This window comes from Pseudomonas sp. TH10, from assembly GCF_016651255.1.
Classification (GTDB): Bacteria; Pseudomonadota; Gammaproteobacteria; order Pseudomonadales; family Pseudomonadaceae; genus Aquipseudomonas.
Genome location: NZ_JAEKEG010000128.1, coordinates 1 through 16,545, shown reverse-complemented (window position 1 = coordinate 16,545; position 16,545 = coordinate 1). Strand labels below are relative to the sequence as shown.

Annotated in this window: 12 protein-coding genes and 1 pseudogene; 8 read left to right on the top strand and 5 right to left on the bottom strand. The window is 60.0% G+C overall.

The window, feature by feature from the left end:
- The first annotated feature begins 53 nt into the window (after positions 1-53).
- The 3 genes from JFT80_RS18850 to JFT80_RS18840 all read left to right on the top strand — a co-directional run bounded on the left by JFT80_RS18850 (position 54) and on the right by JFT80_RS18840 (position 4,177).
- A complete protein-coding gene (locus JFT80_RS18850; RefSeq protein ID WP_008085192.1) occupies positions 54-1,325 on the top strand; it encodes a YeaH/YhbH family protein in 1,272 nt (423 codons plus the stop codon).
- Positions 1,322-2,884, top strand: a complete 1,563-nt coding sequence (locus JFT80_RS18845) for a SpoVR family protein (RefSeq protein ID WP_201148890.1) — start codon at positions 1,322-1,324, stop codon at positions 2,882-2,884. Before JFT80_RS18850 ends, JFT80_RS18845 begins: the two co-directional genes overlap by 4 nt.
- Positions 2,885-2,947: 63 nt before the next feature.
- Positions 2,948-4,177 (top strand): multifunctional CCA addition/repair protein, encoded by a 1,230-nt coding sequence (locus JFT80_RS18840; protein WP_201148889.1) that lies wholly within the window; start codon positions 2,948-2,950, stop codon positions 4,175-4,177.
- A 79-nt stretch (positions 4,178-4,256) separates the two neighbouring features.
- Here the strand turns inward: JFT80_RS18840 and JFT80_RS18835 are convergent, their stop codons facing one another.
- From JFT80_RS18835 to JFT80_RS18815, 5 genes are all read right to left on the bottom strand, one after another.
- Positions 4,257-5,174, bottom strand: a complete 918-nt coding sequence (locus JFT80_RS18835) for a transposase (RefSeq protein ID WP_201148888.1) — start codon at positions 5,172-5,174, stop codon at positions 4,257-4,259.
- A gap of 233 nt (positions 5,175-5,407) precedes the next feature.
- A complete protein-coding gene (gene pabB / locus JFT80_RS18830) occupies positions 5,408-6,745 on the bottom strand; it encodes an aminodeoxychorismate synthase component I (RefSeq protein ID WP_201148887.1) in 1,338 nt (445 codons plus the stop codon).
- Between the two features lie 6 nt (positions 6,746-6,751).
- Positions 6,752-7,738: an alpha-L-glutamate ligase-like protein gene (locus tag JFT80_RS18825; RefSeq protein ID WP_201148886.1), complete on the bottom strand. Its 987-nt coding sequence runs from the start codon at positions 7,736-7,738 to the stop codon at positions 6,752-6,754.
- On the bottom strand, positions 7,738-9,273 hold the full coding sequence (locus JFT80_RS18820) for an inactive transglutaminase family protein (protein WP_201148885.1): 1,536 nt from the start codon (positions 9,271-9,273) through the stop codon (positions 7,738-7,740). Before JFT80_RS18820 ends, JFT80_RS18825 begins: the two co-directional genes overlap by 1 nt.
- Before the next feature lie 5 nt (positions 9,274-9,278).
- Positions 9,279-9,815: an ATP-dependent zinc protease gene (locus tag JFT80_RS18815; RefSeq protein WP_201148908.1), complete on the bottom strand. Its 537-nt coding sequence runs from the start codon at positions 9,813-9,815 to the stop codon at positions 9,279-9,281.
- Between the two features lie 301 nt (positions 9,816-10,116).
- Between JFT80_RS18815 and JFT80_RS18810 the strand changes: the two genes are divergently transcribed.
- The 5 genes and pseudogenes from JFT80_RS18810 to JFT80_RS25650 all read left to right on the top strand — a co-directional run.
- Positions 10,117-10,839 (top strand): GntR family transcriptional regulator, encoded by a 723-nt coding sequence (locus tag JFT80_RS18810; protein ID WP_201148907.1) that lies wholly within the window; start codon positions 10,117-10,119, stop codon positions 10,837-10,839.
- Positions 10,836-11,726, top strand: a complete 891-nt coding sequence (gene prpB, locus JFT80_RS18805; protein WP_007916432.1) for a methylisocitrate lyase — start codon at positions 10,836-10,838, stop codon at positions 11,724-11,726. The genes JFT80_RS18810 and prpB overlap by 4 nt, the downstream gene beginning before the upstream one ends.
- Positions 11,727-11,873: 147 nt before the next feature.
- Entirely contained in the window at positions 11,874-13,001 is a 1,128-nt protein-coding gene (prpC, locus tag JFT80_RS18800) for a 2-methylcitrate synthase (protein WP_201148884.1), read from the top strand.
- 208 nt (positions 13,002-13,209) lie between these two features.
- Positions 13,210-15,804, top strand: a complete 2,595-nt coding sequence (gene acnD / locus JFT80_RS18795; protein WP_201148883.1) for a Fe/S-dependent 2-methylisocitrate dehydratase AcnD — start codon at positions 13,210-13,212, stop codon at positions 15,802-15,804.
- Positions 15,805-15,837: 33 nt separating this feature from the next.
- A pseudogene (locus JFT80_RS25650) lies at positions 15,838-16,545 on the top strand (PrpF domain-containing protein); the annotation flags it as partial.

Here is a 16,545-nt window from a genome sequence, read left to right as displayed (position 1 = left end):
AGCTTCTGTCTTGCAGCTTGAAGCTTATGACTTGAAGCTCCCCGGAGGGGTCTATGAGCTATGTGATCGACCGACGTCTGAATGGCAAGAACAAGAGCACGGTGAACCGTCAGCGCTTCCTGCGGCGTTACCGTGACCACATCAAAAAGGCCGTCGAAGAGGCGGTCAGCCGGCGCTCCATTACCGATATGGAGCACGGCGAGCAGATCAGCATCCCCGGTCGCGACATCGACGAACCAGTGCTTCACCACGGTCGTGGTGGTAAACAGACCGTCGTGCATCCCGGCAACAAGGAGTTCACCGCCGGTGAACACATCGCTCGTCCACCGGGCGGTGGCGGCGGCCGAGGTCCGGGCAAGGCCGGCAACTCTGGCGAAGGCATGGACGAGTTTGTCTTCCAGATCACTCAGGAAGAATTCCTCGAATTCATGTTCGAAGACCTCGAACTGCCGAACCTGGTCAAACGCAACCTGAGCGGCACCGACACCTTCAAAACCGTGCGCGCGGGGATCAGCAACGAGGGCAACCCGTCACGAATCAACATCATCCGCACCTTGCGTTCAGCGCACGCGCGGCGCATTGCGTTGTCTGGCAGCAGCCGGGCGAAACTGCGCGAGGCCAAGGAAGAACTTGAGCGCCTGAAACGCGAAGAGCCGGACAACTTCGGCGATATTCAGGAACTCGAGGCTGAAATCGAAAAACTCAGCGCGCGCATTCACCGCGTTCCGTTCCTCGACACCTTCGACTTGAAATACAACCTGCTTATCAAACAGCCGAACCCTAGCTCGAAAGCCGTCATGTTCTGCCTGATGGACGTTTCTGGCTCGATGACACAGGCGACCAAGGACATCGCCAAACGCTTTTTCATCCTGCTGTATCTGTTCCTCAAGCGAAACTACGACAAGATCGACGTGGTGTTCATCCGCCACCACACCAGCGCCCGGGAAGTTGACGAGGAGGAGTTTTTCTATTCACGGGAAACCGGCGGCACGATTGTTTCCAGTGCATTGAAACTGATGCAGGAGATCATGGCCGAGCGTTATCCGAGCAACGAGTGGAACATCTACGCGGCGCAGGCTTCCGACGGTGACAACTGGAACGATGATTCGCCGATCTGCCGCGATATCCTGATCAATCAGATCATGCCGTTTGTGCAGTACTACACTTACGTGGAGATCACCCCGCGTGAACATCAGGCCTTGTGGTACGAATACGAACGCATTGCCGATGCCTTCTCTGACACATTTGCCCAGCAGCAACTGGTCTCGGCCGGGGATATCTATCCGGTCTTCCGTGAACTCTTCCAGCGCAGGTTAGTGACATGACCGCCAAAGAGCAGAAGCGCCAACCCATTTCAACCGGCTCCGAATGGACGTTCGAGCTGATCCAGACTTACGACCGCGAAATCGCCCGCATCGCGGCCGGCTATGCACTGGACACCTACCCCAATCAGATCGAAGTGATCACCGCTGAACAAATGATGGACGCCTATGCCTCGGTGGGCATGCCGCTGGGTTACCACCATTGGTCTTACGGCAAACACTTCCTCAGCACCGAAAAATCCTACAGCCGCGGGCAAATGGGCCTGGCGTACGAGATCGTGATCAACTCCGATCCGTGCATCGCTTACCTCATGGAAGAAAACACCATCTGCATGCAGGCGCTGGTAGTCGCGCACGCGTGCTATGGCCACAACAGCTTCTTCAAGGGTAATTACCTGTTTCGCACCTGGACTGACGCCAGCTCGATCATCGACTACCTGGTGTTCGCCAAGCAGTACATCATGCAGTGCGAAGAGCGCCACGGCATCGATGCGGTGGAAGACCTGCTCGACTCCTGCCATGCGCTGATGAATTACGGTGTCGACCGCTATAAACGCCCGTATCCGATTTCCGCCGAGGAGGAACGGCGGCGGCAGAAAGATCGTGAAGAACACCTGCAGAAGCAGATCAACGATCTGTGGCGCACCATCCCCAAAGGCGCAGACAAATACAGCGACAAGGACAACGCACGTTTCCCGGCCGAGCCGCAGGAAAACATCCTCTACTTCATCGAGAAACACGCGCCGTTGCTGGAACCGTGGCAGCGCGAAATCGTGCGGATCGTACGCAAGATCGCCCAGTACTTTTATCCACAACGCCAGACTCAGGTGATGAACGAAGGTTGGGCGACGTTCTGGCACTACACGCTGATGAACGACCTGTACGACGAAGGCCTGGTCACCGACGGCTTCATGATGGAATTCCTCACGTCGCACACCAGCGTGGTGTTCCAGCCGGGCTTCGACAGCCCGTACTACAGTGGCATCAATCCTTACGCCCTGGGCTTTGCCATGTACCGTGACATTCGACGCATGTGCGAGGAGCCTACAGAGGAAGATCGCCACTGGTTCCCGGATATCGCCGGTACCGACTGGCTGTCGACCATCAAGTTCGCCATGAGCAGCTTCAAGGACGAGAGCTTTATCCTGCAATACCTGTCACCCAAGGTCATCCGCGATCTGAAGCTGTTCAGCATCCTTGATGACGATCAGAAGGACGATTTGCTGGTACCGGCGATCCATGACGAAACCGGCTACCGAATCATCCGCGAAACCCTCGCCGCGCAGTACAACCTCGGCAATCGTGAGCCGAACGTGCAGATTTACAGCATCGATCGTCGTGGTGACCGTTCGCTGACCCTGCGCCACCAGCAACACGATCGCAAACCGCTGGGTGACTCTACCGACGAAGTGCTCAAACACCTGCATCGCTTGTGGGGCTTCGACATCCATCTGGAAACCCTGCAGGGCGACCAGATCATGAAAACCCATCACGTTCCGCCACGCAGCGAACACAGCGAAGGGGATTACGGTCGGCTCGACCTGGCCGTCATTCATCTTTGATCCGGTTCTGGCCTCCGAAAGTCCGACGCAAGGGTTATCCTGTCGGGCTAACGGAGGTTTTTTATGCAGATTTACAAGGTTGGCGGTGCGGTGCGTGATCGCTTGCTGGGCAAACCGGTCACCGATATCGATTGGGTAGTCGTTGGTGCTACCACGGAAGACATGCTCGCCCTGGGCTATCGTCCGGTGGGCGCGGATTTTCCGGTTTTTCTTCATCCAAAAAGTGGTGAGGAATATGCCCTTGCCCGTACCGAGCGCAAAAGTGGTCGCGGTTATGGCGGCTTCACTTTTCACGCCAGCCCCGAAGTGACGCTTGAAGAAGACTTGATCCGTCGCGACCTGACGATCAACGCCATGGCCGAGGACGATCAGCAGAATTTGACTGATCCCTACCACGGTCAGCGCGATCTTGAAGATCGAATCCTGCGTCACGTTTCTCCGGCGTTCGCCGAAGATCCGCTCCGTGTACTGCGTGTTGCCCGCTTTGCTGCCCGCTATGCCGATCTCGGTTTCACCGTTGCGCCGCAGACCCTGGAACTGATGCGCCAGCTCAGCGAATCCGGCGAACTGCAAGCGCTGACGGCCGAGCGTAGCTGGAAGGAAATCTCCCGAGCACTGATGGAAGATCAGCCACAGGTGTTCATTCAGGTGCTTCGCGACTGTGGCGCACTGAAAGTACTGATGCCAGAAGTCGATGCGCTTTTCGGCGTGCCGCAACCGGAAGTCCATCATCCGGAAATCGACACCGGGATTCACACCTTGAGCGTGCTGGAGCAATCGGCTCTGCACAAACAACCGCTCACCGTACGCTGGGCCTGCCTGCTGCACGATCTAGGCAAAGGCCTCACCCCAACCGAGGAATGGCCACGGCACATCGCTCACGAGCACACAGGGCTGAAACTGATCAAAGCGGTCAATGAACGCTTCAAGGCGCCGAAGGATTGCCAGGAATTGGCGTTGCTGGTTGGCAAATACCACACCCACGGGCACCGGGCGCTGGAGCTGAAGGCTTCGACGCTACTGGAGTTGTTACAGAGCTTTGATGTGTATCGCCGGCCGCAACGGTTTGAAGAGTTTATCGTTGCGTGCGAGATGGATGCCCGGGGCCGCAAAGGACTGGAGCAAAGGAGTTACCCACAAGCGGATTATTTGCGCGGTGCGGCGAAGGCTGCGCGGGAAGTCGCGGTGCAGCCGTTGCTGGAGAAAGGATTCAAGGGGCCTGAGCTGGGCGAAGCGTTGAAGCGTGAACGGCTCAAGGCCTTGAAAGCGTACAAAGAGACTGCGTCGATCTGATTGACGCCATCGCGGGCAAGCCCGCTCCCACAGGAATTGCAGCGTACCTGTGGGAGCAACTGTCTTCCCCTGCCATTCGTCACCGCCATTCAGTGCCATCTCGCAACATGGCATTCAGCCTGATCAGTAGGATCCGCATGCAGGCGATGAGCGCGACTTTCGCGCTCTTGCCTCGCTCCCGCAGTGCGTCATAGCGTGCCTTGAAGTCTGGCTGATGACGGATCACGACCCAGCAAGACATGTAAAGCGCACGTCTGACGCGGGCTCTGCCTCCATAGATTTGACGTTTTCCGCTGTGATTGCCGCTGTCGTCGTTGTACGGCGCAATTCCCGCCAAGGCCGCAACTTCACGACGATCAAGCTCGCCCAATTCGGGCAGATAAACCAGCAAGCTGGCTGTGGCAACCGTACCGATGCCTTTAACGGAAATGAGTCGCTCGGCTTTTTCGGCGTCCAGCTCATGCATGCTCTGATGGATGGTTTTATCGAGCTGCTTGATCTGCACTTGCAGGTAGTGAACAAGACCTCTGATCGCCTCGGTAACAGCGGGTAGCTGAACTTGCTGAAGCCGGCGCTTGTTGTCGTCTCGATGCTGAACAAACTGCTCGCGCAACTGGATTAGCTCGCGCAGCGCTTCACGCTCAGGCGAAATGATCTTGTCGCAGGATGCATGCAGCACTTCAGCGAAGTCCGCCAGCACGGCCGCGTCGATGGGGTCGGTCTTGGCATTCTTGCCCATGGCCACGGCGAAGGCTCTGGCCCGGCGGGGATTGATTCTGAGCACTTTGAAGTTCGCGCCTTGCAGCGCTGCCATGACCTTGCTCTCATAACCACCGGTAGCCTCTAGCAGGACCCGACCAACCTCGTACCGGCTCAAGCGCTCAATTAGCTCAACAAAGCCTTCTGACGTATTGGGAAGGTCAAAACCTTCACCCTGAGGTTGAACCCATACAACCAGGTTTGATTTGGAGATATCGATGCCGATCCAGGAAATCATGGCAAAACCCTCTTACACTCAGGAGTGAGAGTGCTCTGGCTTTGCCCACGCTTGTGACTTCGAGTGGCTGCTCGTCCAACTGTTCGGGCTTGTGGGCCAGAGTGGAAAGGTGGATGGCAGCTTGGCTCCCACACGTGCTTTTAGCACCGCGGACTCACAGCTTGCCGTCCACCCCTCCTCACCCTAGAGCTTATCCCCAAAGCTAGACACAAGCGGGCTTGCCCGCGATGCTTCTAGAGGTTCTGCAGGGTATCGAGCAGCACCTTCACCTTGGTGATCGACTCCGCATACTCGGCCTGCCACTGCGAGTCCGCGACGATCCCGCCGCCGCCCCAGCAACACACCTGCCCGTCCTTGACCAGCAAACTGCGAATGGCGATGGAGCTGTCCATCTCGCCGCGCACGTCCAGATACAACAGCGAGCCGCAATACAGGCCCCGTCGCGTCGGTTCCAGTTCGTCAATGATCTGCATCGCGCGGATTTTCGGTGCGCCGGTAATCGAGCCTCCGGGGAAGCTGCCGGCAATCAGGTCCAGGGCGTCGCGGTCGGCGGCCAGTTCACCGGTGACGCTGCTCACCAGATGGTGCACGTTGGGGTAGCTTTCCAGGCTGAACAGCTCCGGCACCCGCACCGAACCGATGCGGCAGGTGCGGCCGAGGTCGTTGCGCAGCAGGTCGACGATCATCAGGTTCTCGGCGCGATCCTTGGGGCTGGCCAGCAGTTCAGCGGCGTTGGCTGCGTCTTCAGCTGCGGTCTGGCCACGGGGCCGCGTGCCTTTGATCGGGCGGGTTTCGACCAGGCCTTGGCTGACTTTGACGAAACGCTCGGGTGAAAGGCTCAGCACCGCACCGCCATCAGGCAGGCTCTGGAAACCGGAAAAAGGCGTCGGGCAGGCCGCTCGCAGGGCGCAATAGGCCGCCCAGGGATCGCCCTGGCACTCGGCGCGGAAACGCTGGGCGAAGTTGACCTGGTAGCAATCGCCGGCCTGGATGTACTGCTGGATACGCTCCAGCGCCTGGCGATACTCGTCGGCGCTCAGGTCGGGTCTCATCGGCGCAGTCAGCCGGAACGGCTCGATTTCATCGCTGGTCGTTCCACTGAACAGTTCGATCAGGCGCTGGCGTTCGCTATCGGCCAGCGTCGGGTGAAATACCAGTTGGCTGGTGGCCAGTTGGTGGTCGCTGATCAGGGCCCAGGCATACAGCCCGAAGCGAGCGTCCGGCAGGTGCAGATCGTCCCTGGCCACGCTCGGCAGGTGCTCAAGGTGGCGGCCGAAGTCATAGCTCAGGTAGCCGATCAGCCCGCCGGCGAAAGGCAGGTCGAGCGGTAGCGAGGCTTCACCCAGGCGCGTCAGGTTGTCCCGCAGGCGTTGCAGGAAATCGCTGCCACTTTCGTCAGGCCGCACCGCCAATTGCTCCAGCGGCCAGGCGCTGAGCAGGTCATGGCGACCTCGGTCGGCGGTCGGACGGCCGCTGTCGAGCAGCACGGCGCCCGGGGCATGGCGAATGATCGCGAAATAGTCGGCAGGATTGGCGCGATAGGGCAGCGGGTGTACCGAGCAGGTCAGCATGGACGGTCAGCCTTCAACCGGTGGAATATGCCCGAACATTTCCTGCACGAACGCCACGCGTTCCTCAACCGTCTCGGTCACACCGCGGGCCTTCAAATCTTCCAGTCGCGCCTCGACGGCATGGGTGCGCAGTGTCAGCCCGCAATCGTTGGCAATCTGGATGTTCAGGCCGGGCCGGGCATTGAGCTCGAGAATCAACGGGCCTTTTTCCTGGTCGAGCACCATGTCCACGCCAATGTAGCCCAGCCCGCACAGCTCATAGCAACCGGCGGCGAGTTTCATGAAACCGTCCCAGTAGGGCAGTTGCACGCCGTCCACCGCGTTGGTGGTGTCCGGGTGCTTGGTGATGATGTTGTTCAGCCAGGTGCCGCGCAGCGTCAGGCCGGTGGCAAGGTCGACACCTACGCCGATGGCGCCCTGGTGCAGGTTGGCCTTGCCGCCGGACTGGCGAGTGGGCAGGCGCAGCATGGCCATCACCGGGTAGCCCATCAGCACGATGATGCGGATGTCCGGCACGCCTTCGTAGCTGATGCTTTTGAAGATATGGTCCGGGATCACTCGGTATTCGATCAGCGCGCGGTCGCGATGACCGCCCAGGGAATACAGGCCGGTGAGGATGCTCGAGATGTGATGCTCAAGCTCTTCGTGGTCAATGATCTTGCCCGACACCGTGCGATAGCGGCCTTCGAAACGGTCGGCGACGACGATGATGCCGTCACCGCCGGCGCCCTGGGCCGGTTTGATCACGAAGTCGCTGCGCCCGCCGATGATCTCGCCGAGCTTGTCGATTTCCTTCTCGGTGGAGATCACGCCATACAGCTCCGGCACATGAATGCCGGCCTCGATGGCGCGCTCCTTGGTGATGATCTTGTCATCGACAATCGGGTACAGGCTGCGCTTGTTGTACTTGAGCACATAGTCGGCGTTACGCCGATTGATACCCATGATGCCCCGCGCCTCCAGAGCCTTCCAGGTCTTCCAGAAACCGAACATCAGGCGTCAGCCTTCTTCAGGAAAGCCTTGAAACGCACCAGTTCAGTCAGGCGATAACCGCGATAGCGACCCATTGCCAGCATGAAGCCGACCAGGATCAGCAGGATCGCCGGGAAGGTGAACACGAAGTAGACCAGCTCAGGCACGGTCATGATCAAGTGCGCCAGCGAGGCGGCGAACAGCGTGCCGATCGCGACTTTCATCGCATGGCTGGCGCCGCGTTCTTCCCAGGTGATCGACAGGCGTTCGATGGTCATGGTCAGAATCACCATCGGGAACAGCGCGACCGACAAGCCACGTTCCAGGCCGAGTTTATGGCTGAACAGGCTGATCGCTGCGATCAGCACCACAACGAAGGTCAGCACCACCGACAGTCGCGGCAGCATTTGCAGCTTCAAGTGTTCCAGATAGGAGCGTAATGACAGACCCAGCGCCGTGATCACGGTAAACAGCAGAATACCGAAGCCAAGTTGTGTTTCACGGAAGGCGAGGGCGATCAGTACCGGGGTAAAGGTCCCGAGGGTCTGGAGGCCGATCAGGTTGCGCAGGATCAGGATCACCAGCACGCCGATCGGGATCATCACCATGATCATGAAGGTCTGCTGGGTCTGCAGGGGCAGGCCATACAGCGAATATTCGAGGAAGTTGGCGTCGGTGTTTTCATCCGTCAGCTTGGCCAGGCGAATGGCGTTCATTTCGCTGTTGTTCAGGCTGAAGGTCACATTGGCTTTCTTGCCACCATCGACGGTGATCAGGTTTTCATCGCCGGTCCACCACAGCAGGCGGTCGGTCGGCAGGCCCTGCTCGCCGGTTTCCGGGTTGAAGTACAGCCAGTCGGTGCCGTTGAAGCTGCGCAGCCACAGTTCGGGCACTTGCGGCTGGTCGGCCACCAGGCGGATGGTGTGGACTTTCTCGATCGGCACGTGGGCGATCGACAGCAGCAGCTCGACGATCCGCGCCTTGTGCACGGTGGACGGATCACCGCCCAGCAGCAGCTTCACGTTGTCGTCGTTGAGGTTGTTGACCCGCTTGATGGCCTCGCCAATAAAGGTCTCGACGTCGGCCGAATGCTGGCGGATGGGCGCGAGCAGGGCTTCGGCGGCGATTTTCTCCGGACCTTCGACCACGATGCTGTCGCGGAAGGTGGGGCCCTTGATCTTGGCCTTCTCGCCGGTGTAGCGCTTGGTCAGCACCAGGCGGTAGTACAGCGTCTGGTTGCCCTTGGCCCGTCGCGCAGACCAGGTGACCTTGCGGTTGCCGTCGACACGGTTGACCGCCACGCCGTAGTTGTTAGAGATGAAGCTTTCGTTGAGGCTGACGTAATCGCGGCTCAATGGCGGCACGAACATCTGGATCTTTACCGGATCCTTGGTGCTGGCGACGAACTCGACCTTGGCGTCGATGTTCCACAAGTCGTCGGTGGCGTCTTCGGTCACCGGGATGCCGAGCACGAAAATCTGATAGGCCGTAACCGAAACGCCCAGCAGCACCAGAATGGTGATCAGGATTCTCAGATGGAGTGTAAGAGCGCGCATTGGAATTACTCTGCGGTATGTGCGTCGGTGGCGCAGGCGGGTTTGCCAGCAGCGTATTTAAGACTTGGATCGACCAGCGCGTCGAAGCGTTTGAGTGCTTCGGAGCCGATCAGGAGCGGGAATTGGAAAGCGCTGCGGTCGGTTAGGTTCACTTCGATGCTGCGTAAAGCCGAACCCATGCAGATATCCAGCTCGATCACCGGACGAGCGGTGTACTTCTTGCCTTCTTCCGGGTCGTAGTCGCCGGCGCGGCGCTTGATCTTGCTGACCCGCGCCAACGGCCGTTCGATCGGGTGCGAATGCGCAGCATCGATCGCCAGGTAGAAACGTACCCAGGACTCGCCGTTGCGTTTAAAGCGTTTGATGTCGCGGGCACTCAGCGAGGCGGTTTTCGCGCCGGTGTCGAGTTTGGCCGCAACTTCGAGATTGATGCCGTCAAGCGAGGCGTACTCGTTGAGGCCGTACACAGTTTTTTCCCCCGCGGCGGCAAGGCCGGGCAGGCAAAACAGAGCAAAGAATGTGGGAAAAGGCTTGAGTCTCATAAATCCTGGTGCGCAGCGTTCCGTTGTCGGTTCAGGTCCCTGGCAAAACTTGCGCAAGGCCCTTCGTGTGCCTATCAGCTTTTTATGACAAGCCGTACAAATGGCCAGCAAATGCGGGCGGCATTCTAGCACGGTGGGTTTATGGCGCCAGCGCTGGCAGGGGGCTATACCCTCTAATGCCGAGCCGGTAGGTTTCATAGGCTTATTAGACGATTGTCGACAATATCCATATTTCCTTTGACTGTACGTACCGTTTTCGCTAGTTTTCCCGGTATCAGCTTTCAAGGTGTCGACAATCATGCTGGATCAACTCGATCCCCCGGTCATCAACGGCGACGATTCCGAGACGCTCTCGGAAAACGTCTTCCGACGCATTCAGGCGGCCATTGTCAAAGGCGAGATCGCTCCGGGCAGCAAGATCTCCGAGCCGGAGCTGGCGCGCACCTATGGTATTAGCCGCGGGCCGCTGCGCGAGGCCATCCATCGCCTGGAAGGCCAGCGCCTGTTGGTGCGCGTACCGCATGTCGGGGCGCGTGTGGTATCGCTCAATCACGCCGAACTGCTGGAACTCTACGAAATTCGCGAGTCCCTCGAGGGCATGGCCTGCCGCCTGGCGGCCGAGCGCATGACCCTGGAAGAAATCGACGAACTGCGCCGGGTGCTCGAAACCCATGAGCGCGATGAGGCGTTCCAGGCCGGCATCGGTTATTACCAGCAGGAAGGCGACTTCGATTTCCATTACCGGATCATCCAGGGCAGCGGCAACCGCACCCTGACCCAGATGCTCTGCGGCGAGTTGTACCAACTGGTGCGCATGTACCGCATCCAGTTTTCCACCACGCCAAACCGCCCGCGCCAGGCCTTTGCCGAACACCACCGGATTCTCGATGCCATTGCTGACCGTGACGGCGAGCTCGCGGAATTGTTGATGCGCCGTCACATCGGCGCCTCGAAACGCAACATCGCCCGTCATTACCAGGACGGCGCCCACAATAAGACAGCCACTGAACGAGGTGAGTCATGAGTTCCAAGCACAGCACTCCAGGCCAGCGTTTCCGCGATGCGGTCGCCAGCGAGCATCCATTGCAGGTAGTTGGCGCGATCAACGCCAACCACGCGCTGCTGGCCAAGCGCGCCGGTTTCAAGGCGATTTACCTGTCCGGTGGCGGTGTGGCCGCCGGTTCGCTCGGCGTGCCGGATCTGGGCATCACCGGTCTGGATGACGTGCTGACCGACGTACGGCGCATCACTGACGTTTGCGACCTGCCGCTGCTGGTGGACGTGGATACCGGGTTCGGTTCGTCGGCGTTCAATGTGGCGCGCACGGTCAAGTCGATGATCAAGTTCGGCGCGGCGGCGATTCACATTGAAGATCAGGTGGGCGCCAAGCGCTGCGGCCACCGTCCTAATAAAGAAATCGTCAGCCAGCAGGAAATGGTCGACCGCATCAAGGCTGCGGTCGATGCGCGCACCGATGACAGTTTCGTGATCATGGCGCGTACCGATGCGCTGGCGGTGGAAGGTCTGGAATCGGCACTGGATCGCGCGGCGGCGTGCATCGAGGCTGGCGCCGACATGATCTTCCCGGAAGCCATTACCGAGCTGGAAATGTACAAGCTGTTCGCCAACCGCGTGAAAGCGCCGATCCTGGCCAACATCACCGAGTTCGGCTCGACGCCGCTGTACACCACCGAGCAACTGGCCGGCGCCGACGTGTCGCTGGTGCTCTACCCTCTGTCGGCGTTTCGCGCGATGAACAAGGCTGCCGAAAACGTTTACACCGCGATCCGCCGCGACGGCACGCAACAGAACGTCATCGACACCATGCAGACTCGCATGGAGCTTTACGATCGCATCGATTACCACACGTTCGAGCAGAAGCTCGATGCGTTGTTTGCCGCCAAGAAATGACCGATGAAGATCGCAGCCTCGTTTCACTCGACAGCTCCTACCGGGGCGTCGAACGCGGTCCTGTAGGAGCTGCCGGAGGCTGCGATCTTTTCAGCATCACCAGAAATTGCAGATTCCCCTACAAATTCAAGAAAAATGGAGAACACAATGGCCGAAGCAAAAGTACTCAGTGGCGCCGGGCTCCGTGGCCAGGTTGCCGGGCAAACCGCACTGTCCACCGTGGGCCAGGCCGGTGCCGGGCTGACCTATCGCGGCTACGACGTTCGCGAACTGGCAGCCGACGCACAATTTGAAGAAGTGGCGTACCTGCTGCTGTACGGCGAGCTGCCGACCCAGGCACAACTCGCCGCTTACCAAGGCAAACTGAGCAAGTTGCGCGACCTGCCGCAAGCGCTGAAAGAAGTGCTGGAACGCATCCCTGCCGACGCCCACCCGATGGACGTGATGCGCACCGGTTGCTCGTTCCTTGGCAACCTCGAGCCGGAGAAAGACTTCTCCGAGCAGCATGACAAGACCGATCGCCTGTTGGCCGCTTTCCCGGCGATCATGTGCTACTGGTACCGCTTCAGCCACGACGGCAAACGCATCGACTGCGTGAGCGATGAGCCGACCATCGGCGGCCACTTCCTGCACCTGCTGCACGACAAGAAGCCGAGCGAACTGCACGTCAAAGTGATGAACGTTTCGCTGATTCTGTACGCCGAGCACGAATTCAACGCCTCGACGTTCACCGCCCGCGTTTGCGCCTCGACCCTGTCCGATCTGTATTCCTGCGTCACCGCAGCCATCGGTTCACTGCGCGGCCCATTGCACGGCGGCGCCAACGAAGCGGCGATGGAAATGATCGAACGCTTCTCGTCGCCGGAAGAGGCGATCAAAGGCACCCTCGGCATGCTCGAGCGCAAGGACAAGATCATGGGCTTCGGCCACGCGATCTATAAGGACAGCGATCCGCGCAACGAGGTGATCAAGGGCTGGGCGAAGAAGCTTGCTGATGAAGTCGGCGACAAGGTGTTGTTCGCGGTTTCCGAAGCCATCGACAAGACCATGTGGGAGCAGAAGAAGCTGTTCCCCAACGCCGACTTCTACCATGCCTCGGCGTACCACTTCATGGGCATCCCGACCAAGCTGTTCACGCCGATCTTCGTCTGCTCGCGCCTGACCGGCTGGGCCGCGCACGTGTTCGAACAACGTGCCAACAACCGCATCATCCGCCCAAGCGCCGAGTACATCGGCGTCGAACAGCGCAAGTTCGTGCCAATCGAACGTCGCTGAAATGGTGAGTGCCGGACACTGATCACGAAATTCACCGAAACCCCCTGTGGGAGCTGGCTTGCCAGCGATGACGGCGTCACATCCAACAATGATGCTGACTGACCCACCGCTATCGCTGGCAAGCCAGCTCCCACAGGGTTAAGTGTGAATTTCGAAGTCAGTGCCAGGCATCACCCTTTGAAATTACCGTGACCCGAGTCCTGACCCGATGAACACAGAATTCCGCAAAACCCTGCCCGGCAGTCCTCTGGATTATTTCGACGCCCATGCGGCTGTCGAGGCGATCCAGCCCGGCAGCTACGCCACCCTGCCGTACACCTCTCGCGTGCTGGCGGAAAACCTCGTGCGTCGCTGCGATCCGGCCACGCTCACCGCTTCCCTCAAGCAATTGATCGAGCGCAAACGCGACCTCGACTTCCCATGGTTCCCGGCGCGTGTGGTCTGCCACGACATCCTTGGCCAGACCGCGCTGGTCGACCTCGCTGGCCTGCGCGACGCCATTGCGTTGCAGGGCGGTGACCCGGCGCAAGTCAACCCGGTGGTGCCGACGCAGCTGATCGTCGACCACTCGCTGGCCGTCGAGGCGGGCGGTTTCGATGCGCAAGCGTTCGAGAAAAATCGCGCCATCGAAGACCGGCGCAACGAAGACCGTTTCCACTTCATCAACTGGACCAAAAAGGCCTTCAAGAACGTTGATGTGATCCCGCCAGGCAACGGCATCATGCACCAGATCAACCTGGAGAAAATGTCTCCGGTGATCCAGGTGCGCGACGGCGTGGCGTTTCCCGACACTTGCGTCGGCACCGACAGCCACACCCCGCACGTCGATGCGCTGGGCGTGATTGCCATCGGCGTCGGTGGTCTGGAAGCTGAAAGCGTGATGCTCGGCCGTGCGTCGTGGATGCGTCTGCCGGAAAGCGTCGGCGTCGAACTGACGGGCAAGCTGCAACCGGGCATCACCGCCACCGACATGGTGCTGGCGCTGACCGAATACCTGCGCAAACAGAAAGTCGTTGGCGCGTGGCTGGAGTTCTTCGGCGAAGGCGCGGCGGCGCTGACCCTCGGCGACCGCGCGACGATCTCCAACATGGCCCCGGAATACGGCGCCACCGCAGCGATGTTCTACATCGATCAACAGACTATCGATTACCTGAAACTGACCGGCCGTGAAGACCAGCAAGTGCAGCTCGTGGAGCAGTACGCCAAGCTGACCGGCCTGTGGGCGGACAGCCTGAAAGGTGCGCAATACGAGCGCGGTCTGAGCTTCGACCTGTCCTCGGTGGTGCGCAACATGGCTGGCCCGAGCAACCCGCACGCTCGCGTCGCGACTTCGGATCTGGCGGCCAAAGGCATCTCCGGTCAGTGGGAAGAAGTCCCTGGGCAAATGCCGGACGGCGCAGTGATCATCGCCGCCATCACCAGTTGCACCAACACCAGCAACCCGCGCAACGTGATCGCCGCCGGCCTGATCGCGCGCAACGCCAACAAGCTCGGTCTGACCCGCAAACCGTGGGTCAAATCGTCGCTGGCGCCGGGTTCGAAAACCGTCGCGCTGTACCTCGACGAAGCGGGGCTGACCACTGAGCTGGAGCAGCTCGGTTTTGGCGTCGTCGCCTTCGCCTGCACGACCTGTAACGGCATGTCCGGCGCGCTCGATCCGCTGATCCAGCAAGAGATCATCGACCGCGATCTGTACGCCACCGCGGTGCTCTCGGGCAACCGCAACTTCGACGGGCGCATTCACCCATACGCCAAGCAAGCGTTCCTTGCTTCGCCGCCGCTGGTAGTCGCTTACGCCATCGCCGGGACCATCCGTTTCGACATCGAGAAGGATGTCTTGGGCGTGGTCGACGGCAAGGAAATTCGCCTGAAAGACATCTGGCCGAGCGACGAAGAAATCGACGCTGTGGTGAAATCTTCGGTCAAGCCTGAGCAGTTCCGTCAGGTCTACATTCCGATGTTCGCCGTCCACGAAGACACCGGCCCGAAAGTCACGCCGCTGTACGACTGGCGCGAGATGAGCACCTACATTCGCCGTCCGCCGTACTGGGAAGGCGCACTGGCCGGCGCGCGTCCGCTGAAGGGCATGCGCCCGCTGGCAGTGCTGCCGGACAACATCACCACCGATCACCTGTCGCCTTCCAACGCGATCATGCTCGACAGCGCCGCCGGCGAATACCTGGCGAAAATGGGCCTGCCGGAAGAGGACTTCAACTCGTACGCCACCCACCGTGGCGACCACTTGACCGCGCAGCGCGCAACCTTCGCCAACCCGAAACTGTTCAACGAAATGGTCGTGGAAAACGGCAAGGTCAAGCAGGGTTCGCTGGCGCGGGTCGAGCCGGAAGGCAAGGTCATGCGCATGTGGGAGGCCATCGAAACCTACATGGAACGCAAGCAGCCGCTGATCATCATTGCCGGCGCCGATTACGGTCAGGGTTCGTCCCGTGACTGGGCGGCCAAAGGCGTGCGATTGGCGGGTGTCGAAGCGATCGCCGCCGAAGGTTTCGAGCGTATTCACCGCACCAACCTGGTGGGCATGGGCGTGTTGCCGCTGGAGTTCAAAGCGGGCACCGACCGCCACACCCTGGCCATCGACGGCAGCGAAACCTACGACGTGATTGGCGAGCGTACGCCGCGTGCCGAACTGACGCTGGTGATCCATCGCAAGAATGGCGAGCGCGTTGACGTGCCGGTGACTTGCCGTCTCGATACCGCTGAAGAAGTATCGATCTACGAGGCCGGTGGCGTGTTGCAGCGCTTCGCTCAGGACTTCCTTGAAGAGTCGGCGGTTGCCGTTTAAATCAACTGATGTGGGCATGGGACTTGAAGTCCCATGCCTTCGTTAAGGAGCACCATGGCTCACGCAACTCATTTCGCACCGCAGATCAAAATCCCCGCCACCTATATGCGTGGCGGCACCAGCAAAGGCGTGTTTTTCAGCCTCAAGGATCTGCCCGAAGCAGCTCAGGTTCCCGGCCCGATCCGCGACGCCTTGTTGCTGCGAGTAATCGGCAGTCCCGACCCGTACGACAAGCAGATCGACGGCATGGGCGGCGCCACTTCAAGCACGAGCAAAACCGTGATCCTGTCGAAAAGCCTCAAGGCTGATCACGACGTCGATTACCTGTTCGGCCAGGTGTCTATCGACAAGCCTTTGTCGACTGGAGCGGCAACTGCGGCAACCTGTCGGCGGCGGTCGGTTCGTTTGCCATCAGCAATGGCCTGGTGGACGCCAGCCGTGTCCCGCACAACGGCGTGGCCGTGGTTCGCGTGTGGCAGGCCAACATCGGCAAGACCATCATCGCCCGCGTGCCGATCACCCACGGCGAGGTGCAGGAAACCGGCGATTTTGAACTCGATGGCGTGACCTTTTCCCGCGGCCGAAGTCCAGGTCGAATTTCTCGACCCGGCTGCGGAAGAAGAGGGGGCGGTGGTTCGATGTTCCCCACCGGCAACCTCGTCGATGACCTGGAAGTGCCGGGCGTGGGGACCTTCAAGGCGACCATGATCAATGCCGGCATCCCGACTATCTTCGTCAACG

Coding starts and splice junctions, on each gene's coding strand:
- prpC (WP_201148884.1), top strand. CDS start 11,874: ATGGCCGAAGCAAAAGTACTCAGTGGCGCCGGGCTCCGTGGCCAGGTT.
- JFT80_RS18825 (WP_201148886.1), bottom strand. CDS start 7,738: ATGTTCGGTTTCTGGAAGACCTGGAAGGCTCTGGAGGCGCGGGGCATC.
- JFT80_RS18820 (WP_201148885.1), bottom strand. CDS start 9,273: ATGCGCGCTCTTACACTCCATCTGAGAATCCTGATCACCATTCTGGTG.
- JFT80_RS18850 (WP_008085192.1), top strand. CDS start 54: ATGAGCTATGTGATCGACCGACGTCTGAATGGCAAGAACAAGAGCACG.
- pabB (WP_201148887.1), bottom strand. CDS start 6,745: ATGCTGACCTGCTCGGTACACCCGCTGCCCTATCGCGCCAATCCTGCC.
- JFT80_RS18835 (WP_201148888.1), bottom strand. CDS start 5,174: ATGATTTCCTGGATCGGCATCGATATCTCCAAATCAAACCTGGTTGTA.
- JFT80_RS18845 (WP_201148890.1), top strand. CDS start 1,322: ATGACCGCCAAAGAGCAGAAGCGCCAACCCATTTCAACCGGCTCCGAA.
- acnD (WP_201148883.1), top strand. CDS start 13,210: ATGAACACAGAATTCCGCAAAACCCTGCCCGGCAGTCCTCTGGATTAT.
- JFT80_RS18815 (WP_201148908.1), bottom strand. CDS start 9,815: ATGAGACTCAAGCCTTTTCCCACATTCTTTGCTCTGTTTTGCCTGCCC.
- JFT80_RS18840 (WP_201148889.1), top strand. CDS start 2,948: ATGCAGATTTACAAGGTTGGCGGTGCGGTGCGTGATCGCTTGCTGGGC.
- prpB (WP_007916432.1), top strand. CDS start 10,836: ATGAGTTCCAAGCACAGCACTCCAGGCCAGCGTTTCCGCGATGCGGTC.